The organism is Streptomyces mutabilis (assembly GCF_014649815.1).
Lineage (GTDB): Bacteria > Actinomycetota > Actinomycetes > Streptomycetales > Streptomycetaceae > Streptomyces > Streptomyces mutabilis.
Map to the genome: position 1 here is coordinate 72,920 of NZ_BMTT01000009.1, position 22,608 is coordinate 95,527.

The window sequence follows — 22,608 nt, forward strand, 5'->3', positions numbered from 1 at the left end:
CCGCGGCGCGATGGGCGGCGCACGCCCGGCGGGGACACGAACCGACGTGAGACCCGCACCGCACGCCACCACCACCGTCCCCGCCGCACGCGCCGGGCGGGTGGTGCGTGGCGGGCGCCGCGGTGCGTGGCTGCGGGTCCTCGTCCTGCTGCTCGCCCTCGTCCTGCCCTGCGCCCACGCGACGGCCCAGGCGGGGCCCCTCGCGCCGGTGGCGGGTGCGGGCGGCGGAGGCGTCGGTGGTGGCGGTGCCGGCGAGTACGACCAACTCGGCACCGCCCCGCGCGCACCGGCCCGAAGCGTCCGGCGCGGTGCCGTGCTGCGGACCGTGGCGTCGGGGCGGACGACCCGACCTCGGCAGCGGCGGTCCGTCGCGCCTCCCCTTCCGGGCGGGCCGCCGTCCTCTCCTCGTTCCGTGGTCCTGCGCTGCTGAGGGCGCCCGGCCGGGCGGTCCGCCCGGTCCGTCCGCCCCGCGCCGACACACCCGGACAGGAACGAGGAAGCAGCCATGTCCGACGACCCCTACGCCGTCCTGCGCGCCCTCCTGCGCGCCGAGGGTGCCCGACGCACCCCGGATCCCGACACCGGCAAGCCACAGGCTCCGAGCGAACCCCGGCCCCCCGCGCACGAGGAGAGGCGGGACTGACCGAGCCGGCCGAGCGCGGCGGAGGCGGTCCGGCCGCCTCCGCCGCGGCGGCACCCGGTCACGGCCGTACCGACCGGGTTCCGGACCTGTTTGCCCCCTTTCACGGCTTCTTTTCCAGCGCTGCACTCCGCCGCCATGGCTGCGCCCGCAACGTCTGGGCCGGTAGGCTTTCCGTGTGATCTTCAAGCGCATCGGAAACGGCCGGCCGTACCCCGACCACGGCCGGGAGAGCACCCGGCAGTGGGCGGACGTCGCGCCGCGCCCGGTCCGCCTCGATCAGCTCGTGACGACCAAGGGCCAGCTCGACCTGGAGACCCTCCTCGCCGAGGACTCCACCTTCTACGGCGACCTCTTCGCACACGTCGTGAAGTGGCAGGGCGACCTGTATCTCGAGGACGGACTGCACCGCGCGGTGCGCGCGGCACTCCAGCAGCGTCAGGTGCTGCACGCGCGGGTCCTCGAACTCGACTGACCAGCCCCGCGACGCCTCGGCTCTGACCCCCTTTCGGGTTGCGTCGGGCCGAACGGCGGAACGTCGACTGATCATCTAATAGGCATCACCGCCTCATCGCACTACGCTGCGCCCATGAGCATGCTCACTCCCCCTGGTATGGGCGGCCAATACAAGATCACGGGGGACAGGTACCCGCGGATGCGACCGGCCCGGCGACGCGGCAGGCTCGCGTTCGTCGCCGTCGCCTGCGCCACCGTCCTCGGGGTGCTCGGCTGGGGCACGCTCCAGCTGATCGACGTCTTCACCGGCGGGGACAAGGCCTCCGCCCTCGGTGCGGCCGGGGACTGCCGGACCACCGCCGCCAAGGCGAGCGCCTCACCCGCGGCGGTGAAGCTGCCGAAGCCCGCCCAGGTCACCGTCAACGTGCTCAACGCCACGCCCCGCAGCGGCCTCGCCCAGAAGACCGCCGACGAGCTGAAGAAGCGCGGCTTCCGCATCGGTGACGTGAGCAACGCGCCCAAGGAGTACGACAAGAAGGTCCAGGGCGCGGGCCTCCTGCTCGGCCCCGTCACGGCCCTGAAGAGCTCGCTGCCCGTGCTCGGCGCCCAGTTGCCCGGCGCGGAACGCCGTACCGACGCGGCCCGCAAGGGCGCCGAGGTCGATCTGATCATCGGCAACGGCTTCAAGGGGCTGACGAAGCCGGCGGACGCCGACGCGGCGCTGGCCGCACTGGCCGCGCCGCAGCCGACGCCCGCCGCGGAGAAGAAGGGCTGCTGAGCAGCCGTACGACCTACTCGGCCGCCCCGTACATGCGGTCGCCCGCGTCGCCGAGGCCCGGCACGATGTAGCCCAGTTCGTTGAGGCGCTCGTCGACCGAGGCCGTCACGACCGTCACGGGGGTGCCGGCCAGCTCGCGCTCCATGAGTTCCACGCCCTCCGGCGCGGCGAGCAGCACCACGGCCGTCACGTCGTCGGCGCCGCGCTTGATCAGCTCCTGGATCGACGCGACCAGGGTGCCGCCCGTGGCCAGCATCGGGTCCAGGACGTACACCTGGCGCCCCGAGAGGTCGTCCGGCATGCGCGTGGCGTAGGTGGAGGCCTGGAGCGTCTCCTCGTTGCGCACCATGCCCAGGAAGCCCACCTCAGCGGTCGGCAGCAGCCGGACCATGCCGTCGAGCATGCCGAGACCGGCCCGCAGGATAGGCACCACCAGCGGACGCGGGTGGGAGAGCTTGACGCCGGTGGTCTGTGAGACCGGCGTGTGGATGTCGACCTGTTCGGTGCGCACGTCGCGCGTGGCCTCGTAGGCGAGCAGGGTGACCAGCTCGTCGGCGAGACGGCGGAAGGTCGCGGAGTCCGTGCGCTGGTCGCGCAGCGTGGTGAGCTTGTGGGCGACCAGGGGGTGGTCGACGACGTGGAGACGCATGTCCACCACAGTAACCGGGCCCCGCGCGGTCGCTTCACTCGCTCGCGGGAGTCGAACCCCCCGGTCGGGGGAAGGTGGGAGGGACTGACGCTGGGTGGTGACGCTGTGCCTGACCGGGACTTCCACGACACGCCGCCCCTCGGCAAGGAGCCGGGGAGGGCACGGGGTACGGAGCGGAGTACGGAGCTGGAGCGGGAGGGCGAGCGCCGTCGGCGGCGGGCCCAGTTCCTGCGCGACCTGGCCGAGGCCCGGGAGTTGCGGGACCGGGTGCAGCCGCGCCGCGCCAAGGCAGCCCGGTTGCGGCACGCGATGCGCATGCGCACCTTCCGCTGGTAGTTCCCCGGACCGGCGGAGGGAAGATCGCGCGCCGCGCCGGTGTCGGTGCGGTGGGGGTACATGGGTGCCGTGAGAATGCGCGTACGATCCGCACGTGGCGGCGACGAGTCGGGGTCCCCGGTCAAAACTGCCGGACACAGGGCGCCGAAGACGTCCCCTGACGGCCTTGTTTCTGCCACGATTTCGAGTGGGTGGGGCTCAAAGTACCGCTCCCCCGCCCGCAGCCTCCGCCGGAGGGACCCCCAACCGGCACGCCTATGACCAGTGGGAGAGTCACGGTGTACTTCGCCGCACTGCTCGCGCGCACCGAAGACGGATGGGTAGCGAGCGACACGGAGCTCGACGATGTGGAGACCCTGTCGGATCTGGCCGACCTGGCCCGGGAAGCCTCTCCCGACGAGGACACGGTGCTCGTGCTGATCGAGCAGGAGGACGCGTGGTTCGGAGTCGTCCGGGTGGACGGCGAGGAGGACCCCCGTATCTACGTCTCGGACGCCGCCGCGGCGGCCCGCAGCAGCTACGGCGAGATCCTGCTCACCGACGAACTGCTCGGCCGGGAGCCCGGTGACGACGGCGACGACCTCGACGCCCTCGACCTCGACGGCACGGAGGACGGTGAGTCCGACGACGACGAGGACGGTGCCGACGGCGGTGACGCGGCCGCCGGCGCCGGTGAGGCCGTGCCGCACGGGCCCGTCGGTGACGCCGAGGTCCTGGACGACCTGGGCGTGAGCGAGAAGGAGCTGCGCTCGCTGTCCGGGGACGCGGTCGGCGAGATCGCCGACGCCCTGGGCGCCTTCGAGGTGCTGGAGACGGTCCGCTGACCGGACGGGACGTGGGAGAGCAACCGGCGGAACGTTCCGGCCCGCCCGACCCGGTGCGCGGCCCGTGGCGGGCGGCGATGCGGCTCGCACTGGCCGAGGCCGGGCGGGCCGGGCTCAGCGGTGACGTGCCCGTCGGTGCCGTCGTGCTGGCACCGGACGGACGGACGGTGCTGGCCGCCGGACACAACGAGCGCGAGGCCGGCGGCGACCCCACGGCCCACGCCGAGGTGCTCGCCGTCCGCCGGGCTGCCGCGGCGCTCGGAGAGTGGCGGCTGGCCGGCTGCACCCTCGTCGTCACCCTGGAGCCGTGCACGATGTGCGCGGGCGCGCTGGTGCAGTCCCGCGTGGACCGCGTCGTCTACGGCGCCCGCGACGACAAGGCGGGCGCGGCCGGCTCCCTGTGGGACGTCGTGCGCGACCGGCGGCTCAACCACCGTCCCGAGGTGATCGAGGGCGTGCTCGCGGAGGACTGCGCCCGGCTGCTCACCGAGTTCTTCCGCGACCGCTGACCGGCGCCGAATACCGATTTCGAACCACGCCACCCGGTGCTGTAAGGTCTGTCTCGGTAGCGTGTCCGAGCGGCCGAAGGAGCTCGCCTCGAAAGCGAGTGTGGCGCAAGTCACCGAGGGTTCAAATCCCTCCGCTACCGCTCCGGAAGGGCCCCGTCGAAAGACGGGGCCCTTCGTGCGATCATGTGCGATCGAAAGGCGTGCAACAAGGGACAGGGGAGGCCGCGGTGGCGGTGAACGCGAGGAAGATCGCCGTCTACGCACTCGTGGTTTTCGTGCTTTACGTGATCATCACGGACCCGAAGAAGGCCGCCGACTACGTCCAGATAGGTTTTGAGGGCATCTCCGACGCGGCGGGCGCCGTGGGTGACTTCATGACCTGGGCCGCCAACGGAGGAAAGTGATGATCCGCCACCTGGTGCTGTTCAAGCTCAACGACGGCGTGCAGCGTGACGACCCGCGCGTCGCAGAGGGCGTCGAGGCCTTCCGGTCTCTCGGCGACCGGATCGAGGAGCTGCGCTTCTGGGAGTGCGCCTGGAACATCAGCGACCGGCCCATCGCCTACGACTTCGCCATCAACTCGGCGGTGGACGACACCGACGCCCTCCAGCGGTACCTGGAACACCCCGCACACCAGGCAGGCGTGGCACTGTGGCGGGAGTTCGCCACCTGGGTGATCGCCGACTACGAGTTCTGATCCCCCGCCGCCCGCCGTCGGCCCCGCACCCGACCGGTGCGGGGCCGATCTGCGTTCGTTCACTCAACACGACGTTATGCGGTGCTTGCACACAGTGCACATGTCTTGTGATGCTATGACCGCTTTTGACGGATGAGTGACGGAAGAGTTGACGAATCACGAGGTGGAGTTGACCGTGCCGGCCAGTACTGCGCCTCAAGCACCGCCCGCGCCGCCTGCCCAGGCCAACGAGGCGCCCCCGCGGGAGACCACGCAGCAGCGCAGCCGGGGCGCGGACACCCGGGCCCTGACCCAGGTGCTCTTCGGTGAGCTGAAGGGGCTCACGCCGGGCACGCCGGAGCACGACCGGGTACGCGCGGCGCTCATCGAGGCCAACCTCCCGCTGGTGCGCTACGCCGCCGCCCGCTTCCGCTCCCGCAACGAGCCGATGGAGGACGTCGTCCAGGTCGGCACCATCGGGCTCATCAACGCCATCGACCGCTTCGACCCCGAACGGGGCGTGCAGTTCCCGACGTTCGCGATGCCGACCGTGGTCGGCGAGATCAAGCGGTACTTCCGGGACAACGTCCGCACGGTGCACGTCCCGCGCCGGCTGCACGAACTGTGGGTGCAGGTCAACAGCGCCACCGAGGACCTGACGACCGCCTTCGGGCGCTCCCCGACGACCGCCGAGATCGCCGAGCGGCTGCGCATCTCCGAGGAGGAGGTGCTGTCCTGCATCGAGGCGGGCCGGTCGTACCACGCCACCTCGCTGGAGGCCGCGCAGGAGGGCGACGGCCTGCCCGGACTGCTCGACCGGCTCGGCTACGAGGATCCCGCCCTCGACGGCGTCGAGCACCGCGACCTCGTCCGGCACCTGCTCGTCCAGCTCCCGGAGCGGGAGCAGCGGATCCTGCTGCTGCGCTACTACAACAACCTCACCCAGTCGCAGATCAGTGCGGAACTCGGCGTTTCGCAGATGCACGTCTCGCGGCTACTGGCGCGTAGTTTCCAGCGGTTGAGGTCCGCCAACCGCATCGAGGCGTAGTTTCACCCCACCGCGGGAAGCATTCGAAGGCGCGAGCGAACGGTCACCGGGGCGAGCGAATCGCTCACCAGGGCCGTTGCGGGCGGAATCGGGCCGAAAGGCCGTCAGACCCTCTGTTTCCAGGGGGAATTCGCATCTCGGATGTCGACATGTCACTACAGCGTGTTGCCGACATGTGACATTCTGCCGGAGACGCGTTTGCCGGGGCTCCGGCTCCGGTATTCAGGTGAAGGCTGCGTTCCCGTCCCGGGAGCGTGCGCCGTGACCGTCCCGCGACCCAAAGGGGGTGGCATGTCCGCAGACCAGGGCAGCTCGAAGGTGCTCGCGCTCGCGGAGAGCGAGACCGCGCCCGACACGCTCGAGGCGCTCGGCCCCGTCGGCTCCATCGACTCCGTCGGCTCCATCGACGACGGTCAGGCCGGCGAAGCCGTACCGACCCTCGACGCCGTGCCGGCCCAGGCCCTCGCGGCCCCGGAGGCCATCGACACCCGCACCCTGTCCCGCTCCCTGTTCCTGCGGCTCGCCGCCCTCGACGAGGACAGCCCCGAGCGTGCCTACGTCCGGGACACCCTGATCGAGCTCAACCTCCCGCTGGTGCGCTACGCGGCGGCCCGCTTCCGCTCGCGCAACGAGCCGATGGAGGACATCGTCCAGGTCGGTACGATCGGCCTGATCAAGGCGATCGACCGCTTCGACTGCGAACGGGGCGTGGAGTTCCCGACGTTCGCGATGCCGACCGTCGTCGGCGAGATCAAGCGGTTCTTCCGGGACACCTCGTGGTCGGTGCGCGTCCCGCGCCGACTCCAGGAGCTGCGCCTGGCCCTGACGAAGGCCAGCGACGAGCTCTCCCAGAAGCTGGACCGCTCCCCGACCGTCGGCGAGCTGGCCGCCGTGCTCGGCGTCTCCGAGGAGGACGTCGTCGACGGCCTCGCGGTGGGCAACGCCTACACCGCCTCCTCACTGGACTCCCCGGCCCCTGAGGACGACGGCGGCGAGGGCTCACTGGCCGACCGCCTCGGCTACGAGGACACGGCGCTGGAGGGCGTGGAGTACCGCGAGTCCCTCAAGCCGCTGCTGGCCAAGCTGCCGCCCCGGGAGCGGCGGATCATCATGCTGCGCTTCTTCGCCAACATGACCCAGTCGCAGATCGGCGAGGAGGTCGGCATCTCGCAGATGCACGTCTCCCGGCTGCTGACGCGCACCCTGGCGCAGCTGCGCGAGGGCCTGATCTCCGACTGAGTCCGGCTCCGGACACTCCGGCGACCGCCGCGGCACCTCGGGGTGCCGCGGCGGTCGCCGTCACGTGCGTGCGCCCGCACCGGGCGCCGTTTCCGCCTCGGTGCCGCTACTTCAGCGCCAGCCAGGCCACGGCCGCGACGATCGCCACGGCGGCCACGATGCCGACGATCAGGCCGATGCGGGGCCCGGAGGAGGCGGCAGGGGCCGCCTGCCGGGACTGGGGGGCGTCGTCGACGAACGCGCGGAACATCTGGGTGCTGCCTGCGGGGTCGTAATTGCCCTGGGGGCCCTGGTTGTTAGCCATGGGCCGAGACACTAGCGAATCCGCGGTGGTGGCCCAAGCGCGGGGCCGACGAACCACCTTGCGCCGCACCCGGGCCGCCTCCAGGCCTCCCCACCACCCGCCACCTGCACGTTTACTTTCGCAATACTTGTCTTTGCCAACTTTTTGTCTGCCGCATGACCGTTTTTATTTGCCTGTAGCAACCAACCGGTCCTATGGTTGCCCTAAGCAACGAACACGGGAGGTGCGCATGGCCGAGAGGGCGCAGTACGAGGAGCTGATCCGACAGTTCAGCGCCTTCGGCGCCGTCAAACGGGAGATGGGCCGCATCCTGCCGGCCGACTGTCCCGGCGGTTCCGCCGCCGTACTGACGCTGCTGGGCCGCCACGGGGACATGCGCATCAGCAAGCTCGCCGAGCTGCTCGCCGTGGACATGTCGGTGACCAGCCGCCACGTCGCACACATAGCCGACCGGGGCTGGATCGAACGCTCCCCCGACCCCGCGGACAAGCGCTCGCGCATCCTGCGCCTGACGCCCGCGGGCCAGTCGCAGCTCGACGAGCTGTCGGAGCGGACGACCCAGCTGCTGGCCCACCGCCTGAGCGACTGGACCGACGACGAGGTCGGCCAGCTCACCCGGCTGATGACCAGGCTCAGGGCGAGCTTCGACGACTGCCGGTCCGCACCGGCCCGGCCCCCCGCACCACCCGGGGTCGAACAGACCACCCGTACACCCGCGACCACCACGAAGTAAGCAAAGGAAGTCCATGGCAACGACCACACCAGCCGGTGTGCGGGCTCATGCCAAGCACGGGGGAGGCTCCGCCGGAGACGCTCCGATGACGCACCGGCAGATCATGGAGGCGCTGTCCGGGCTCTTGCTCGGCATGTTCTGCGCCATCCTGTCCTCGACCATCGTCACAAACGCCCTGCCCGAGATCGTGGGCGACCTCGGTGGCGGCCAGAGTGCCTACACCTGGGTCGTCACCGCATCGCTGCTGACGATGACCGCCTCCACCCCGCTGTGGGGCAAGCTCGCCGACCTGGTCAGCAAGAAGGCCCTGGTCCAGATAGCCCTCTGCGTCTTCGTCCTCGGCTCCGTCGTGGCCGGCCTGTCGCAGAACCCGGCCATGCTGATCTCCGCACGTGCCATCCAGGGTCTGGGCGCCGGCGGTCTGTCCGCCCTGGCCCAGATCATCATGGCCGCGATGATTTCCCCGCGCGAGCGCGGCCGGTACTCCGGCTACCTCGGCGCCACCTTCGCCGTCGCCACCGTCGGCGGCCCGCTGCTCGGCGGCGTCATCACCGACACCAGCTGGCTCGGCTGGCGCTGGTGCCTCTACGTCGGCGTGCCGTTCGCGATCATCGCGCTGATCGTGCTGCAGAAGACGCTGAACCTGCCGGTGACCAAGCGGAAGGTCAAGGTCGACTGGGCCGGCGCCTTCTTCATCACCGCCGCCGTCAGCCTGCTGCTCATCTGGGTGACCTTCGCCGACGACAAGTACTCCTGGATGTCCTGGCAGACGGGCGTCATGGTCGGCGGCGCGATCGCGCTGACGCTGATCTTCCTGCTCGTCGAGTCCAGGGCCAGCGAGCCGATCATCCCGCTGCGCCTGTTCCGGAACCGCACCATCACGCTGGCCTCGCTGGCCTCGCTGTTCGTCGGTATCGCGATGTTCGCGGGCACCGTCTACTTCAGCCAGTACTTCCAGCTGGCCCGCGGTGAGTCCCCGACCATGTCGGGCGTCATGACCATCCCGATGATCGGCGGCCTGTTCGTGTCGTCGACCGTCTCCGGTCAGATCATCACCAAGACCGGCAAGTGGAAGGGCTGGCTGCTGGCCGGCGGTGTGCTGCTGACGGCGGGCCTGGGCCTGCTGAGCGGTATGCGCTACGACACCCCGTACTGGCACATCGCGATCTTCATGGCGCTGATGGGGCTCGGCGTCGGCATGATGATGCAGAACCTGGTCCTCTGCACGCAGAACCAGGTGGCCCCGAGCGACCTGGGCGCCGCCTCCTCCGTGGTGACCTTCTTCCGGTCCCTCGGCGGTGCGGTGGGCGTCTCGGTGCTCGGCTCGATCATGTCGTCCCGGATCAGCCACTACGCCCAGGACACCATCGGACAGCTCAGCCCCGAGGAGCAGGCGGGCGCGGCCACGGCCACCGGCGGGGGCATCCCCAAGATGGACCTGCTGCCCCCCGGCATCCGCGAGTGGCTGGAGAGCGCCTACGGGCACGGCATCGCCGACATCTTCCTGTACGTCACACCGATCGCCGCCCTCGGTTTCATCGTGACCCTGTTCATCAAGGAGGTCCCGTTGCGCACCTCGGGCGCCCTCGCCCAGGTCGCGGACGCCGAGACCGCCTCCCCTTCGGCTCCGGCCCCGGCCGAGGCCACCCGGGTCGCCGCCGAACCGGTTCCGGCCGGTGGGGTCGCCGCCCCGTCCATCGCCGACTCCGGCACGCAGCCCGCGGCCACGCAGCGACTCGCCGCCGTCGCCTCGGCGGCCGGTTCCGGTGAGCCCACCGCACCCGTCTCCGGCGGCGTCGCGGTCCGCGGCTACGTCCGCGGCGCCGAGTCCGCGCCGGTCCCGCAGGCCGCGGTCACGCTGATCTCGCTGGGCGGCCGGCAGCTGGGCCGCTCGATCGCCCAGGCCGACGGCTCCTACGCGATCGACGCGCCGAGTGCGGGATCGTACGTCCTGATCGCCTCCGCCGACGGTTTCCAGCCGCAGGCGTCGACGATCGTCGTGAACGACGAGCCGGTCGCGTACGACATCCTGCTCAGCGGCACCAGCGGGCTGACCGGCCTGGTGCGCGCCGTGGAGGGCGGACTGCCGGTGAAGGACGCCATGGTGATCGTGACCGATGTACGCGGGGACCTGCTGGCCACCGCCGCCACCGGTGAGGCGGGCGAGTTCTCCTTCGCCGAGCTGGTGCCCGGCACGGTGACCGTCGCGGTCAACGCCGCCGGCTACCGGCCGCGCGCCCTGCCCGTCGAGGTGGGCGGCACCGGCGTCACCCGCGTGGAGGTCGACCTCCAGGCCGGCGCTCAGGTCCAGGGTGTCGTGCGGGCGCCGCACGGTCCGCTGGCCGACGCCCGCGTCACGCTGGTCGACGCGGCGGGCAACGTGGCCGGCACGGCCACCACCGGCGCGGACGGGGCGTACGCCTTCACCGACCTGGACGCCGGTGAGTACACCGTGATCGCGACCGGCTACCCGCCGGTGGCGACGTCCCTGACGGTCGCCGGCCCGGGTGCCGACGGCCACGACATCGAGCTCGCCCACCCCGGCGAGTAGCGAGACCCCGGCCCGTGGTGGCGTGCGCGCTCTGAGCGGAGGCGCGTCCGCCCACCACGGGCCGGTTCGTTCATGACCACTTTCTGAGCCTTTGCAGGGAGAAAACGGGATGGGACTGACCGCGAGGATCCGAACGCGGGACGGATGGGCCGTGTCGCACGCGGTCGTCACGGTGACCGACATGACCGGTGCGCAGGTGCTGCGCGCCGAGGCGGACACCGAGGGCACCGTGCGGGACACCGCCCCGCTGGCGCCGGGGGCGTACACCGTGATCGTCACCGCCGTCGGCTACGCGCCGGCCGCGTCCAGCGCGATCGTCACCGCGAGCGGCCGGGCCGAGGTCGGCACCGTGACGCTGGCCCGCCAGGGCGGCACCGAACTGCCGCCGCCCGGACCGTGGACCATCGACCCGGCGCACTCCAGCGTCGCCGCGGTCGCCCAGCACCTGGGCATCTCCAGCGTGCACGGCAGGTTCACGGAGTTCGCCGGCACGGTCGAGATCGCGCCGGACGACGTGACCAAGTCCCGGGTGGAGGCGGTGATCAAGGCGGCTTCCGTCGACACCGGCAACGGCATGCGCGACACGCACCTGCGCTCCGCCGACTTCCTGGACACCGAGCGGTACCCGGAGATCACCTACCGCTCCACCGGGGTGACGCAGGCCGGCCCGGACCGCTGGAGCGTCCACGGCGAGCTGGGCCTGCACGGCGTGGTCCGCCCGGTCGATCTGGACCTGGCCTACCTCGGCACCGGCGCCGACCCGTGGGGCGGCACCCGGGCGGCGTTCCGCGCGACCACGGAACTGCGGCGCGAGGACTTCGCCATGAACTACAACCAGGTCCTCCAGGCCGGCATCGCCGCCATCGGCACGACCCTCAGGATCGAGCTGGACATCCAGGCGGTCCAGGGGGAGTCACTGCCGGCCGCGTGAGGCGCCGCCGGACGCCTGGGCCACCACTTCGCCGCACAGGTCACGGAGCTTGACGTTCCGGTGCTGGGAGGCCCGGCGCAGCCGAGCCAGGGCCCGGTGGGCGTCGATCCGCTCCCGGGCCATGAGAATGCCGACCGCCTGGTCGATGGTGCTGCGGGAGAGCAGCGCGGTGCGCACGTCGGCCGCCGAGGCCTGCTGCCGCTCCAGGCGCAGGGCCTCGTTCACCGCGTCGGCGGCCCGCTCCGCGAAGGTGCGGGCCGCTTCGCACCCCTGCGCCAGCGAGTCGGGCTCCGAGCCGTAGATGTTGAGCGCGGCACCCGTCTCGCCCTCGACCGCCATCGGCAGCGCCAGCACACAGCGCACGCCGGTGGCCAGCGCGTACTCCGTGTACGAGGGCCAGCGGGTCTCCGCGGCCAGATCGGGGGAGTACCGGGCGCTCCCCGTCTCGGCCGCGTCCACGCACGGCCCCGAGCCGTTCTCGTACTGCCTGAGGTCCAGGCCGCTGGGCAGCCCCGAACTCCCCGCCAGCGTCATCAGCCGGTCGGCCCGGCGCACGGTGACCGAGCAGGCCACGGCCCCCGGCACCTGGCCCACCGCGCGGTCGGTCAGGTCGCGCAGCAGGGTGTCGAGCCCCTGGCTCCTGGCTATCGCCTGGTCGAGCGTGTCAGAGGTCTGCGAGGTCATGACCGTACGGATATCCCGTCATCGCTCGCCCACTCCTCGCCCCTGCGCGCCGCTGTTCGCGTCGACGATGCGGCGGGCGAGGTCGCGCAGCTTCACGTTCTCCCGCTGGGAAGCCTTCACCAGGGAGTCGAAAGCACCGGCCGCGTCGATGGTCAGGCGCTCCATGAGGATGCCGGTGGCCTGGCCGATCAGGTCCCGGGTGCGCATGGCCTCGGTGAGCTGCTCCCGCACGGTCGCCGAGTCCAGGGCGAGGGAGACGTGCGCGGTGAACAGGCGGCCGACGCGGGTGGCGTCCTCGTCGAAGGCATGCGGCTTGCGGGCGTACGCCGTCAGCACGGTCAGGCGGCGCCGGTCGGCGCGCAGCCTCAGCGACAGGGCGGAGCGCAGGCCGAGGCCGGAGAGGGCGTTCCCGCCGCCGTCGGCGTCGCTGTCGTCCGTGCGGACCACGGGTGTGGTCCACAGGCGGTCCCAGTCCAGGTGCGGCTCGCGGCCCCCGTGCCGGGAATCGGCGTCGAAGCGTACGGCCTCGTCGGTCCAGGCGAGGGTGCGCAGCCGACCGCGCTGGATCTCCGAGATGCCCGCGTGCTCGGCGCCGGGCAGCAGGCGTACCGCCAGCTGGACCGCGGCGGTCAGGGTGTCGTCGGGGGTGCCCGTACCGTGCAACTGCCGAGCCGCCGACGTCAGGGCCTCGGCCAGCTCGAAGCCCACCGGAAAACGCGGCAAATCAGTAAATTCGGACGCAGCCACCACGAACCTCTTCGGCGTGCACGACCCGGTGGCCGTGCGCAGGAGAGCTCCGCAGCACATTCCTGACTGCGAGCACAGGACGTACAGCACTTTAGCTGCTTGGTTGCGCGGCGGTGACGCCCGGTCGACGGACCGGGCAGGCACCTTCCGCATCCCGGCGACGGCGTGATGGAATGGGGAGCGGGTCAGGAAGCGGCCTTGCCGGAAGCCGGACGGACGTCTGCCAGGTGAGTGCCGTGACCTTCCTCCCCCGACCGTGCGAGCCGTGTGAACCACCCGGTCACACCGTGCTCGCGCTGCCCTGCGAGATCGACTTCTGCAACGCCGCGGGGCTGCTCCCACTGATCATGTCCGCCGTGGACCATCACTCGGCTGGCCTGCGCTTCCTCGTCCTGGATCTGACCGCCACCCGCTTCATGGACTCCCAGGGCGTCCGCCTCCTGACGGAGGTGCGCCACCGCCTGCACGACCGTGCCCGGCTGCGGGTGGTGGCCACCCCGACGGGCGTGCCCAGCCGGATACTGGAACTGTCCGGTCTGCGCCGGGACGTGCCGGTGTACGACAGTCTCGCGGAGGCACTGCGCCCCGGAAGCGGGGCGGGCGGCGCGAAGGTGAGCGGGAGCCCGACCTGAGGCCCGCCCGGCGCATCCGGCCTAGGGTGGCCGCATGGCACCGAACATCGCGACGAACACCCGTGTCTCCCTGAACGAGTTGCTGGACTTCGTACGCCCCCGGCACCGGGCGATCCTGCTGACCCGCCGGGCCGACGGCAGCCCGCAGGGGTCGCCGCTGACCTGCGGGGTCGACGACTCCGGGCGGATCGTGGTCTCCACGTACCCCGAACGCGCCAAGACCCGCAACGCACGGCGCGACCCGCGGGTCAGCGTCATCGTGCTCAGCGACGACTGGAACGGCCCCTGGGTCCAGATCGACGGCACGGCGGAGGTCATCGACACCCCCGACTCCGTGGAGCCGCTGGTGGACTACTACCGCAACATCTCCGGCGAGCACCCCGACTGGGACGAGTACCGGCAGGCGATGGTGAAGCAGGGCAAGTCGATCATCCGGGTGACGCCGGAGAAGTGGGGGCCGGTGGCGACGGGCGGCTTCCCGGCGCGGCTGGCTTCGGACGGCTGACACCTGACGGCATGCGGCATGCGGCATGCGGCATGCCACGGTCGGGGCACCGGGCTTCCGGGGGGCCGGTCAGCCCCGGTCGATCATCGCCTCGATGCCCGCGATCAGCAGGTCCAGCGCGAACTCGAAGTCCCGGTCCAGCATCTCCGCGACCGTATCGCCGCCGCGGGCCGACATGATGGCCCGGGACTCCGCGATGACGTCCGGGGCGGTGTCCGGCGACTCGGCCACCGCGTTCATGGAGTCCTGGAAGTACTCGTCCAAACTCATCCCGGACCCGGCCGCCCGCGCGAAGAGGTGGCCCTCGATCGTGCCGTAGCCGTACACGAACTGGAAGACGGTCGAGATCGCCCCGGTCAGCCGGTGCACGGGCAGTCCGCTCCGGCGCATCACACCCTGCACCGCGCGGGAGAAGGCCAGCGAGTGCGGCCCGATGTTGAGGTAGGTGCCGGCCAGCGGGGACAGCCAGGGGTGGCGCACCAGCAGCGCACGGTTCTCCCTGGCCAGCGTGCGCAGCTGCTCGCGCCAGTCCCCGCCGGCCTCCGGGTCGGGGGGGCGCAGCTCGCCGTACACGGCGTCCAGCGCGAGTTCGAGCAGCTGATCCTTGGTGTCGACGTACCAGTAGACGGACATCGCGGTGACGTCCAGTTCGGCCGCCAGGCGGCGCATGGAGAACTTGGCCAGACCCTCGGCGTCCAGCAGCCGGACCGTGGCCTCGGTGATCCGCTCGCGGTCGAGCCCGGACGGCTGCCCGCCGCGACGACCGCCGCGCCGCCCCTCGCCCACCAGCCAGACACTGGACCGCGGCCCCTGGCCCGCCTTCGCCATACGCACCTACCTCGCTCAACGATGCCGGTCATGCTAGGCGCCCCCTCAGGGACGCGGGGTACGGCGCGACCGGCCACGACTAGCTCGCAGCCGCGCGGTCGCCCCACCGACCGGGCTCTCAGGCGCCGGCCCGCTCCGCCCTGCGCAGCAGCACCGCCGCCACGGCCCCGCCGACCAGCACGGCCACCGCCCCCACCAGCTGACTGCTCTCCAGTCCGGAGGAGAACGCGTCGATGACCCGCTCCCGCTCCGCCTCCCCTTCCGCCGAGGCCAGCGCGGCCGGCAACGACGCCGCCGCGACCGGCACCAGCGCCGCGAACCGCGAGTTCAGCACCGCACCCAGCACGGCCACGCCCAGCCCGTTGCCGAACTCCGCGAGCGTCCCGTTGATTCCCGCGCCGACGCCTGCCTTGGCCGGCGGGATCGAGCTCATGATGGCGTGCGCCATGGCCGGGTTGCCGAGTGCGCACCCCACGCCGATCAGCAGCAGCCCCAGCAGCGTGCCCGCATAGCCCACTCCGGTCAGGGTGGCGATGGCCACCAGGCCCGCCGACATCAGCACCATGCTCAGCATCACCGCCACCGGCGTACCGAGCTTGGCCAGCCACTTCGCCGCGATGCCGGAGAAGTTCAGCACCACCACCGTCACGGCCAGCGGCGCGGTCGCCAGCCCCGCCTCCAGCGGGTCGTACCCGAGCACGAACTGCAGGTGCTGGGTGAGCAGGAACAGCGCGCCGCCCATACCGAAGGTGATCAGCATCAGACCGGCGACCGCGCCCGTGAACCGCTGGTTGCGGAAGAAGGCGAGGTCGAGCATGGGATACGGGACGCGGCTCTCCCAGTACGCGAAGAGCGCGAGCACGCCCACCGCGACGGCCGCCGTGGCCAGTACGCGGCCCGAGGTCCAGCCGTGCTCGGGGCCGGAGATGATCGCGTAGACCAGTGCGGTCATGCCGATCGTGGAGAGTACGGCGCCCAGCAGGTCGGGGCGGTCGCCCTGCCGGTTCTTCGACTCGGGGACCAGGGTCACCACCGCGGCCAGGCCCAGCGCCACGACCGGCAGGTTGATCAGGAAGATCGCGCCCCACCAGAAGTGGTCCAGCATGAAGCCGCCGATCAGCGGACCGCAGGCGAAGCCGAGCGCGCTCACCGCGCTCCAGATGCCGATCGCCTTGGCGTGCTCCTCGGGCGCGAAGATCTGCATGACCACGGCGAGCGTGGTGGTCAGCAGCAGCGCGCCGCCGACGCCCATGCCGGCCCGCGCCGCGATCAGCTGGCCGGTGCTGTCCGCGAGGCCCGCCGCCAGTGAGCCCAGGCCGAACAGCGCCAGACCCGCGGCCAGCATCTTCTTGCGGCCGTAGCGGTCGGCGGCGCTGCCCGCGGTGAGCAGCAGGCCGGACTGCACCAGTGAGTAGGCGTTGATCATCCACTGGATGTCGGAGGTGGCCGCCCCCAGCTCGTCGGTGAGCGAGGGGATGGCCACGTTCAGCACGGTGTTGTCGAGCACCACCGTCAGCTGGGCGAGGCTGATGACACCGAGGATCAGCCAGCGCCGCGGGTGGCCCTGGACGGTGGCGGGCGCGGGCTGGGCCCGGCCCGGTTCCTTTTCCCGTTCCGGTGAGGACGTCGTCATGCTGTACAGCGTATAAGGGCTCCCATACGCTGTACAGCGTGACTGCCCGGCCTGTCAGGCGGTCGGCCGGGTGAGGTCGTAGAAGGTGGCCGAACCGACCGTCACCTTCGTGAAGTTGGCCTCCACCCAGGACGTGATCCGCGACGACGTACCGGAGTCGCCGCCCGCGCCGCCGCCCGTCCCGCCGCCGACGAAGTAGTGGATCTCGCCGCCCTCGACGTACTTCTTGAACTGGGCGAGCGTCGGTGACGGGTCCGTGCCGTTGAAGCCGCCGATCGCCATCACGGGCTCGCCGGTGCTGAGCTGGTAGCTCGCGGCGTTCTGGGCACCGACCGCGGCGGCGACCCAGGTGTAGTCGTCGGCGTCGGTCTCCAGCAGCTTCTTGGCCTCGGAGCCGACCTGGGCGCCGTTCAGCAGACCCCCCATGCCGCCGCCTCCGCCCATGCCGTCGCCGCCCGTGCCGGTGCCACCCTCGGTCCGGCCGTCCGGGGCGGTCTGGCCGTTCCGGCCCGGTGCGCCTCCGGGGAAGCCGCCGGTGCCGGGACCGCCCTGGCCCCGACCTTGGCCCTGGCCCTGCCCTTGACCGGGCGCGGTTCCGCCGCCGGGAAAGGCGCCTCCGCCCGGGTCGCCGCCACCGGGGCCGCCGCCCCGGCCACCACCACCGCCCGGCCCGCCCATCATGCTCGCGCCGGACGGGCCGGCCGTGACGATGGAGCCGCTGTGCCCCTCCTGCACGGTGCTCAGCGTGTACGCGGCCGGCGCGGCCAGTGACGCCACGACGCCCAGCCCCGCCGCGGCGAGCGCCACCCGCCCGCCCGGCCGCCCGGCGAAGACCAGCCCCAGCGCGGCCACCAGGCCGCCGACGAGGACGAGCCACTTCAGCCAGGGCAGGTAGTCGGGCGTGCGGTTGAGCAGCACGTAACCCCAGGCCGCGGTCGCCGTGACGGCGGCGGCGAGGGCGAGCGACGCCCAGACCCGCTCGCGCCGCTCCCACAGCGCGGTCGCGCCCATGCCGACCACGACGGCGAGGTACGGCGCGAGGGCCACCGTGTAGTACTGGTGGAAGATGCCCGCCATGTAACTGAAGACGGCCATGGTCATCAGCAGCGAGCCGCCCCAGACCAGGAGGGACGCGCGGGCGGCGTCGGTGCGGCCGCCGCGGCGCAGGGCGACGAGCCCCGCGACCAACAGGACCAGGGCCGCCGGGAGCAGCCAAGAGATCTGGCCGCCGATCTCGGAATTGAACATCCGGTCCCAGCCGGTCTCGCCCCACTGTCCGCCGCTCCCGCCGCCGGGGCCACCGCCGCCGCCGACGCTGCCGGTCTCCTCGCCGTTGAGCCGGCCCAGGCCGTTGTAGCCGAAGGTCAGCTCCAAAAAGCTGTTGTTCTGCGAGCCGCCGATGTACGGGCGGGACGACGCCGGCCACAGCTCCACGGCCGCGACCCACCAGCCGCCGGAGACGACGAGGGCGAGGGTGGCGAGCGCGAGCTGCCCGAGCCGCTTCCTCGGCCGCACCGGCGCGCAGACGCCGTAGACCAGGGCGAGGGCCGGCAGGATCAGGAACGCCTGGAGGGTCTTGGCCAGGAAGGCGAACCCGATCGCGACGCCCGCCCACACCAGCCACTTGGTCCGGCCGTCCTCCAGCGCGCGGACGACCAGGTAGCAGGCCACGGACATCAGCAGCGCGAGCAGCGCGTCCGGGTTGTTGAACCGGAACATCAGCGCGGCGACGGGCGTCAGGGCCAGCACCGCACCGGCGAGCAGCCCGGCCGCCGGGCCGAACCGGCGGCGCACGGCCGCGTACACGACGGCGACCGTCGCGACGCCCATCAGCACCTCGGGGACGAGGATCGACCAGGAGCTGAGCCCGAAGATCCGCACCGCGAGCGCCATCGGCCACAGGGCGGCCGGGGGCTTGTCGACGGTGATGGCGTTGGCCGCGTCGAGCGAGCCGAAGAAGAACGCCTTCCAGGACTGGCTGCCCGCCTGCACGGCCGCCGAGTAGAAGGAGTTGGCGTAGCCGGAGGCGCTCAGGTCGCAGAGGTACAGCAGGGCCGTGGCGAGCAACAGGCCGAGGAAGGCCGGGCGTGCCCAGCGGGGGTCATCGGGCCGGCCGCGCCACAGGGTGCGCACCAGTGCGCGTGGTCGGGACCGTGCGGGTCCGGGGGGCGCCGTGGGCGGGGGCCCCCCGTTCTCGTCCCGGGGGCGGGTGTCCCCCGCGTGCGTCGCCGGTTCGCGGTGCGTCGTCATCGGCCGTCCCTCGGGTCGGTTTGGGCTTCGCGCACGGACCGCAGCGGCACGGTCGCGCCGCCCCGGGTGCGGTACGGGTCCGGGTGCCGGGGTTCCGCCGGGAGCGGCTCCGTCGCGGGCGCCGGGTCCGGGAACACCCAGGCCCGGAAGAGCAGGAAACGCAGCACGGTGGCGGCGAGGTTGGCGGCGATCAGCACCGCCAGCTCCGTGGAGTGGCCGGGGTCGACGGTCGCCGCGTTCAGGGCGGCGAGCGAACCGCCGGTCAGCACGAGACCGATGCCGAAGACCACCAGTCCCTGCGCCTGGTGCCGCACGGCACCTCCCCGCCCCCGCACGCCGAAGGTCAGCCGCCGGTTGGCGGCGGTGTTGGCGACCGCCGAGACCAGCAGCGCGAGCGCGTTGGCGACCTGCGAACCGGTGAAGCCCCGGAAGGCGCTGTAGAGCAGCAGGTAGAAGAGGGTGGACAGGGCGCCGACGGCACAGAAGCCGACGAGCTGCCGGGCCAGGCCCTGCGGTACGCCGGTCAGCTCCCGGTCGCGCGGGTCGTCGCCGAACGGCCGGGCCAGCCGGTCCAGTGGCAGGGAACCGGTGGCCAGGGCCTTGCCGACCCGCCACACGCCCTTGAGGTCCTCGGTCGCCGTCCGCACGATGTGCACGGTCGAGTCGGGGTCGTCGACCCAGTCGACCGGCACCTCGTGGATGCGGCAGCCGGCCCGCTCGGCGAGCACCAGCATCTCGGTGTCGAAGAACCAGCCGGTGTCCTCCACCAGCGGCAGCAGCACCTGGGCCACGTCCCGGCGGATCGCCTTGAAGCCGCACTGGGCGTCGGAGAAGCGGGCCTGGAGGGAGCCGCGCAGGATGAGGTTGTAGGAGCGGGAGATGAACTCCCGCTTGGCGCCGCGCACCACGCGGGAGCTGCGGGCGAGGCGGGAGCCGATCGCCAGGTCCGAGTGGCCGGAGATCAGCGGCGCCACCAGCGGCAGCAGCGCGTTGAGGTCGGTGGACAGGTCGACGTCCATGTAGGCGAGGACCGGGGCGTCGGAGGCCGACCAGACGGTGCGCAGGGCCCGGCCCCGCCCCTTCTGCTCCAGTCGGTGGGACGTGACCTCGGGCAGCTCCGCCGCCAGCCGGGCGGCGACGTGGGGCGTGGCGTCGGTGGAGGCGTTGTCCGCGACCGTGATGCGGAACCCGTACGGGAAGGTCCGCGTGAGGTGGTCGTGGAGCCTCAGGACGCACGGCCTGAGGTCCTTCTCCTCGTTGTAGACGGGGATCACTACGTCCAGGACAGGCGTACCGGCTCCTGCGGCCGGGAGATGCTCCCGCGCCGGCAGGGAGCCGGGAGAAGAGTCGGTTCGCATGGGACCGACCCTTCTCAACTCCCCTGTCGCACCCGTGTGGTGACGCTGTGCTGTGCCTGTGAGTGCCCGGGCGGGCTCTCCTGGACGGGCAGGTGCAGGGTGAAGACCGTCCGTCCGGGCACGCTGTCGACGGTCACGGCTCCACCGTGCGCGGTCGCCACGGCCTGCACGATGGCGAGCCCGAGGCCCGTCGAACCGGTGGCGCGGGACCGCGCCGAGTCGCCGCGCGCGAACCGTTCGAAGACGTGCGGCAGCAACTCGGGCGGGACGCCCTGCCCGTTGTCCTCCACGTCCACGCACAACCACGCCCCGTTGCGGCGGACGCGCGCCGTGACGGTGGAGCCGGGCGGGGTGTGGTTGCGGGCGTTGGCCAGCAGGTTGACCAGCACCTGCTGGAGCCGGGCGGCGTCCGCCGAGACGATCGCCGGTTCGTCGGGCAGGTCGAGGCGCCAGTTGTGGTCGAGCCCGGCCGCGCGGGCGTCGCTTACGGTGTCCACGACGAGCGGTACGAGGTCGGTCTGCGCGAACTGCAGCGGCCGTCCGGCGTCCAGGCGAGCGAGCAGGAGCAGGTCCTCGACCAGCAGGGTCATCCGCCCGGCCTCGGACTCGATGCGGCCCAGCGCGTGCCGGGTGTCGGGGCCGACCCGTTCCCGGCCCCTGCGGGTGAGTTCGGCGTACCCGCGGATGGAGGCGAGCGGCGTGCGCAGTTCGTGGCTGGCGTCGGCGACGAACTGCCGAACCCGGGTCTCGCTCTCCTGACGGGCGTGCAGCGCCCCGTGCACGTGGTTGAGCATCCGGTTGAGCGCCGAGCCGACCCGGCCGACCTCGGTGTGCGGGTCGCACTCCGACTCCGGGACGCGTTCGTCCAGGTTCACCTCGCCCGCGTGCAGGGGGAGTTCGGAGACGCGGGTGGCGGTGGCGGCGACCTTGCGCAGGGGGCGGGTGGCGACGCCGACGATGACGGCCCCGGCGAGGCCGGCGGCGACGAGGCCGGCGGCGGTGACGCTGGCCTCGACGATGATCAGGGTGCCGATGGTGCCGGTGACCTCGGAGGTCGGTACGGCGGCGTAGTAGCCGTCCTTGTACTGCACGCGGTAGTCGCCGAGGTCGCCGATCTCGACGGTGTGCGTGCCCCCGTCCCGGGGGGGCGGTGGCCAGCGCGGCGCGTTCCGCCTCGGTGAGGGCGACCGGCGTGGTGCCGCTGAAGTTGGTGCTGTCGTCGTCCTGTATGCCGTACTTGGCGTCGACGACGGTGCCGTCCCGCACCTCGGCGACGATCGTGCCGCGCGACTGCGGCCCGCGGGTGACGAACTCGTCGAGGTCCATCCGCTGCGGGCCCCCGCCGCCCGGCCCGCCCGGCGGCCCGAAGCCGGACACCCGCATCGCGACCTCGTGCACCTGCCCGTCCAACTGCTCGTACAGGTGCGACCGCAGCGCCACCGTCGTCACCGTGCCGATCACCGCGCACACCACCGCGATCAGGGCCACGGACGCGACGACGAGCCGCGTCCGCAGGGTCCGCGGCCGTCGCCGTCCGCTCACGCCGCGGGCTTGATCAGGTAGCCGGCGCCCCGCCGGGTGTGGATCATCGGCTCGCGTCCGGCGTCGATCTTCCGGCGCAGGTAGGAGATGTACAGCTCGACGACGTTCGCCTGCCCGCCGAAGTCGTACGACCACACGCGGTCCAGGATCTGCGCCTTGCTCAGCACGCGGCGCGGATTGCGCATCAGGAACCGCAGCAGCTCGAACTCGGTGGCGGTGAGGTGGATGCCGTCGCCGCCGCGCGTGACCTCGTGGCTGTCCTCGTCGAGGGTGAGGTCGCCCACGACCAGGACGGAGTCGGAGCGCCGGTCGGCGGCGCCGGAGCGGCGGATCAGTCCGCGCAGCCGGGCGACGACCTCCTCCAGGCTGAAGGGCTTGGTGACGTAGTCGTCCCCGCCGGCGGTCAGCCCGGCGATGCGGTCCTCGACCGCGTCCTTGGCGGTCAGGAACAGCACCGGCACGTCCGGCAGGTCGCGGCGCAGCCGCCCCAGCGCGCTCAGCCCGTCCATGTCCGGCAGCATCATGTCCAGTACGACGGCGTCGGGCCGGAACTCGCGGGCGGCCTGGACGGCGCCGTGCCCGTCCCCGGCGCTGCGGATCTGCCAGCCCTCGTAGCGCAGGGCCATGGACAGCAGCTCGGTGATGGACAGCTCGTCGTCCACTACAAGCACCCGGACGGGGCTCCCGTCCGGCCTCAGCAGTTCGGTGCGCCCCTGGGGCGAGGTCGTGGTCATACCGGACACCATGTCGGGGCG

At 72.2% G+C, this 22,608-nt stretch carries 25 protein-coding genes, 1 tRNA gene and 1 pseudogene; 17 read left to right on the top strand and 10 right to left on the bottom strand.

Translation table 11 applies throughout. The annotated features are described in order from the left end of the window. Window positions 1-46: 46 nt before the first annotated feature. The 4 genes from IE142_RS19575 (at window position 47) to IE142_RS19590 (ending at window position 1,874) form a co-directional block, all read left to right on the top strand. Entirely contained in the window at window positions 47-430 is a 384-nt protein-coding gene (locus IE142_RS19575; RefSeq protein WP_229830686.1) for a hypothetical protein, read from the top strand. Window positions 431-505: 75 nt separating this feature from the next. Next, on the top strand, window positions 506-643 hold the full coding sequence (locus IE142_RS19580; protein WP_191886953.1) for a hypothetical protein: 138 nt from the start codon (window positions 506-508) through the stop codon (window positions 641-643). 175 nt (window positions 644-818) lie between these two features. Beyond that, complete coding sequence (locus IE142_RS19585) at window positions 819-1,115, top strand: type II toxin-antitoxin system VapB family antitoxin (RefSeq protein ID WP_003999914.1); 297 nt, start codon at window positions 819-821, stop codon at window positions 1,113-1,115. A gap of 138 nt (window positions 1,116-1,253) precedes the next feature. Beyond that, complete coding sequence (locus IE142_RS19590; RefSeq protein ID WP_191887093.1) at window positions 1,254-1,874, top strand: LytR C-terminal domain-containing protein; 621 nt, start codon at window positions 1,254-1,256, stop codon at window positions 1,872-1,874. A gap of 13 nt (window positions 1,875-1,887) precedes the next feature. On the opposite strand, the gene upp is transcribed toward IE142_RS19590, so the two are convergent. Next, complete coding sequence (gene upp / locus IE142_RS19595; RefSeq protein ID WP_191886954.1) at window positions 1,888-2,523, bottom strand: uracil phosphoribosyltransferase; 636 nt, start codon at window positions 2,521-2,523, stop codon at window positions 1,888-1,890. Window positions 2,524-2,628: 105 nt separating this feature from the next. Here upp and IE142_RS19600 point away from each other — a divergent pair, with 105 nt between their 5' ends. The 8 genes from IE142_RS19600 to IE142_RS19635 all read left to right on the top strand — a co-directional run bounded on the left by IE142_RS19600 (window position 2,629) and on the right by IE142_RS19635 (window position 7,155). After that, entirely contained in the window at window positions 2,629-2,859 is a 231-nt protein-coding gene (locus tag IE142_RS19600; RefSeq protein ID WP_191887110.1) for a hypothetical protein, read from the top strand. Window positions 2,860-3,137: 278 nt separating this feature from the next. Continuing rightward, on the top strand, window positions 3,138-3,683 hold the full coding sequence (locus tag IE142_RS19605; protein ID WP_191887095.1) for a tRNA adenosine deaminase-associated protein: 546 nt from the start codon (window positions 3,138-3,140) through the stop codon (window positions 3,681-3,683). 77 nt (window positions 3,684-3,760) lie between these two features. After that, on the top strand, window positions 3,761-4,192 hold the full coding sequence (gene tadA / locus IE142_RS19610) for a tRNA adenosine(34) deaminase TadA (protein WP_229830711.1): 432 nt from the start codon (window positions 3,761-3,763) through the stop codon (window positions 4,190-4,192). Between the two features lie 55 nt (window positions 4,193-4,247). Continuing rightward, a tRNA-Ser gene (locus IE142_RS19615) sits at window positions 4,248-4,332 on the top strand. Between the two features lie 60 nt (window positions 4,333-4,392). Then, window positions 4,393-4,596: a hypothetical protein gene (locus IE142_RS19620; RefSeq protein WP_191887111.1), complete on the top strand. Its 204-nt coding sequence runs from the start codon at window positions 4,393-4,395 to the stop codon at window positions 4,594-4,596. After that, the gene (locus IE142_RS19625) at window positions 4,596-4,889 is read left to right on the top strand and encodes a Dabb family protein (protein ID WP_191886955.1); all 294 of its coding nucleotides are present in this window, start codon (window positions 4,596-4,598) and stop codon (window positions 4,887-4,889) included. The genes IE142_RS19620 and IE142_RS19625 overlap by 1 nt, the downstream gene beginning before the upstream one ends. A gap of 175 nt (window positions 4,890-5,064) precedes the next feature. Then, window positions 5,065-5,916 (top strand): RNA polymerase sigma factor SigF, encoded by an 852-nt coding sequence (locus tag IE142_RS19630; RefSeq protein ID WP_191886956.1) that lies wholly within the window; start codon window positions 5,065-5,067, stop codon window positions 5,914-5,916. Window positions 5,917-6,207: 291 nt separating this feature from the next. Continuing rightward, the gene (locus IE142_RS19635) at window positions 6,208-7,155 is read left to right on the top strand and encodes an RNA polymerase sigma factor SigF (RefSeq protein ID WP_191886957.1); all 948 of its coding nucleotides are present in this window, start codon (window positions 6,208-6,210) and stop codon (window positions 7,153-7,155) included. Window positions 7,156-7,261: 106 nt separating this feature from the next. Here IE142_RS19635 and IE142_RS19640 read toward each other — a convergent pair whose 3' ends face one another. Next, complete coding sequence (locus IE142_RS19640) at window positions 7,262-7,459, bottom strand: hypothetical protein (protein ID WP_100047657.1); 198 nt, start codon at window positions 7,457-7,459, stop codon at window positions 7,262-7,264. A gap of 229 nt (window positions 7,460-7,688) precedes the next feature. On the opposite strand from IE142_RS19640, the gene IE142_RS19645 reads away from it, so the two are divergent. From IE142_RS19645 to IE142_RS19655, 3 genes are all read left to right on the top strand, one after another. Next, on the top strand, window positions 7,689-8,192 hold the full coding sequence (locus tag IE142_RS19645; RefSeq protein ID WP_191886958.1) for a MarR family winged helix-turn-helix transcriptional regulator: 504 nt from the start codon (window positions 7,689-7,691) through the stop codon (window positions 8,190-8,192). Between the two features lie 85 nt (window positions 8,193-8,277). Beyond that, complete coding sequence (locus IE142_RS19650; protein WP_502266899.1) at window positions 8,278-10,743, top strand: MFS transporter; 2,466 nt, start codon at window positions 8,278-8,280, stop codon at window positions 10,741-10,743. 109 nt (window positions 10,744-10,852) lie between these two features. Next, a complete protein-coding gene (locus IE142_RS19655; protein ID WP_191886960.1) occupies window positions 10,853-11,674 on the top strand; it encodes a YceI family protein in 822 nt (273 codons plus the stop codon). On the opposite strand, the gene IE142_RS19660 is transcribed toward IE142_RS19655, so the two are convergent. Then, window positions 11,657-12,358: a GAF and ANTAR domain-containing protein gene (locus IE142_RS19660; protein WP_191886961.1), complete on the bottom strand. Its 702-nt coding sequence runs from the start codon at window positions 12,356-12,358 to the stop codon at window positions 11,657-11,659. The genes IE142_RS19655 and IE142_RS19660 overlap by 18 nt on opposite strands. Before the next feature lie 18 nt (window positions 12,359-12,376). After that, window positions 12,377-13,081 carry an ANTAR domain-containing protein gene (locus IE142_RS19665; protein ID WP_229830688.1) on the bottom strand — a complete coding sequence of 235 codons (705 nt, stop codon included), beginning with the start codon at window positions 13,079-13,081 and terminating at the stop codon, window positions 12,377-12,379. Window positions 13,082-13,341: 260 nt separating this feature from the next. On the opposite strand from IE142_RS19665, the gene IE142_RS19670 reads away from it, so the two are divergent. Together IE142_RS19670 and IE142_RS19675 are read left to right on the top strand one after the other, a co-directional pair. Then, window positions 13,342-13,737: an STAS domain-containing protein gene (locus tag IE142_RS19670; protein WP_191886962.1), complete on the top strand. Its 396-nt coding sequence runs from the start codon at window positions 13,342-13,344 to the stop codon at window positions 13,735-13,737. Between the two features lie 34 nt (window positions 13,738-13,771). Next, the gene (locus IE142_RS19675) at window positions 13,772-14,242 is read left to right on the top strand and encodes a PPOX class F420-dependent oxidoreductase (RefSeq protein ID WP_191886963.1); all 471 of its coding nucleotides are present in this window, start codon (window positions 13,772-13,774) and stop codon (window positions 14,240-14,242) included. A 69-nt stretch (window positions 14,243-14,311) separates the two neighbouring features. Here the strand turns inward: IE142_RS19675 and IE142_RS19680 are convergent, their stop codons facing one another. From IE142_RS19680 to IE142_RS19705, 6 genes and pseudogenes are all read right to left on the bottom strand, one after another. Continuing rightward, complete coding sequence (locus tag IE142_RS19680) at window positions 14,312-15,070, bottom strand: TetR/AcrR family transcriptional regulator (RefSeq protein ID WP_191886964.1); 759 nt, start codon at window positions 15,068-15,070, stop codon at window positions 14,312-14,314. Between the two features lie 118 nt (window positions 15,071-15,188). Beyond that, window positions 15,189-16,703 carry an MFS transporter gene (locus IE142_RS19685; RefSeq protein WP_191886965.1) on the bottom strand — a complete coding sequence of 505 codons (1,515 nt, stop codon included), beginning with the start codon at window positions 16,701-16,703 and terminating at the stop codon, window positions 15,189-15,191. 54 nt (window positions 16,704-16,757) lie between these two features. Beyond that, on the bottom strand, window positions 16,758-18,953 hold the full coding sequence (locus IE142_RS19690) for an ArnT family glycosyltransferase (protein ID WP_191886966.1): 2,196 nt from the start codon (window positions 18,951-18,953) through the stop codon (window positions 16,758-16,760). Beyond that, complete coding sequence (locus IE142_RS19695) at window positions 18,950-20,311, bottom strand: bifunctional glycosyltransferase family 2/GtrA family protein (RefSeq protein WP_191886967.1); 1,362 nt, start codon at window positions 20,309-20,311, stop codon at window positions 18,950-18,952. The genes IE142_RS19690 and IE142_RS19695 overlap by 4 nt, the downstream gene beginning before the upstream one ends. 14 nt (window positions 20,312-20,325) lie before the next feature. Next, a pseudogene (locus tag IE142_RS19700) lies at window positions 20,326-21,853 on the bottom strand (HAMP domain-containing sensor histidine kinase). Continuing rightward, on the bottom strand, window positions 21,850-22,587 hold the full coding sequence (locus IE142_RS19705) for a response regulator transcription factor (RefSeq protein ID WP_191886968.1): 738 nt from the start codon (window positions 22,585-22,587) through the stop codon (window positions 21,850-21,852). Before IE142_RS19705 ends, IE142_RS19700 begins: the two are co-directional and overlap by 4 nt. Window positions 22,588-22,608: the final 21 nt, after the last annotated feature.

What these genes read in the sequence shown, in the direction of transcription:
- IE142_RS19580 (WP_191886953.1), top strand. Translation starts at nt 506, where the DNA reads ATGTCCGACGACCCCTACGCCGTCCTGCGCGCCCTCCTGCGCGCCGAG.
- IE142_RS19590 (WP_191887093.1), top strand. Translation starts at nt 1,254, where the DNA reads ATGGGCGGCCAATACAAGATCACGGGGGACAGGTACCCGCGGATGCGA.
- upp (WP_191886954.1), bottom strand. Translation starts at nt 2,523, where the DNA reads ATGCGTCTCCACGTCGTCGACCACCCCCTGGTCGCCCACAAGCTCACC.
- tadA (WP_229830711.1), top strand. Translation starts at nt 3,761, where the DNA reads ATGCGGCTCGCACTGGCCGAGGCCGGGCGGGCCGGGCTCAGCGGTGAC.
- IE142_RS19625 (WP_191886955.1), top strand. Translation starts at nt 4,596, where the DNA reads ATGATCCGCCACCTGGTGCTGTTCAAGCTCAACGACGGCGTGCAGCGT.
- IE142_RS19635 (WP_191886957.1), top strand. Translation starts at nt 6,208, where the DNA reads ATGTCCGCAGACCAGGGCAGCTCGAAGGTGCTCGCGCTCGCGGAGAGC.
- IE142_RS19640 (WP_100047657.1), bottom strand. Translation starts at nt 7,459, where the DNA reads ATGGCTAACAACCAGGGCCCCCAGGGCAATTACGACCCCGCAGGCAGC.
- IE142_RS19645 (WP_191886958.1), top strand. Translation starts at nt 7,689, where the DNA reads ATGGCCGAGAGGGCGCAGTACGAGGAGCTGATCCGACAGTTCAGCGCC.
- IE142_RS19650 (WP_502266899.1), top strand. Translation starts at nt 8,278, where the DNA reads ATGACGCACCGGCAGATCATGGAGGCGCTGTCCGGGCTCTTGCTCGGC.
- IE142_RS19655 (WP_191886960.1), top strand. Translation starts at nt 10,853, where the DNA reads ATGGGACTGACCGCGAGGATCCGAACGCGGGACGGATGGGCCGTGTCG.
- IE142_RS19660 (WP_191886961.1), bottom strand. Translation starts at nt 12,358, where the DNA reads ATGACCTCGCAGACCTCTGACACGCTCGACCAGGCGATAGCCAGGAGC.
- IE142_RS19675 (WP_191886963.1), top strand. Translation starts at nt 13,772, where the DNA reads ATGGCACCGAACATCGCGACGAACACCCGTGTCTCCCTGAACGAGTTG.
- IE142_RS19680 (WP_191886964.1), bottom strand. Translation starts at nt 15,070, where the DNA reads ATGGCGAAGGCGGGCCAGGGGCCGCGGTCCAGTGTCTGGCTGGTGGGC.
- IE142_RS19685 (WP_191886965.1), bottom strand. Translation starts at nt 16,703, where the DNA reads ATGACGACGTCCTCACCGGAACGGGAAAAGGAACCGGGCCGGGCCCAG.
- IE142_RS19690 (WP_191886966.1), bottom strand. Translation starts at nt 18,953, where the DNA reads ATGACGACGCACCGCGAACCGGCGACGCACGCGGGGGACACCCGCCCC.
- IE142_RS19695 (WP_191886967.1), bottom strand. Translation starts at nt 20,311, where the DNA reads ATGCGAACCGACTCTTCTCCCGGCTCCCTGCCGGCGCGGGAGCATCTC.
- IE142_RS19705 (WP_191886968.1), bottom strand. Translation starts at nt 22,587, where the DNA reads ATGACCACGACCTCGCCCCAGGGGCGCACCGAACTGCTGAGGCCGGAC.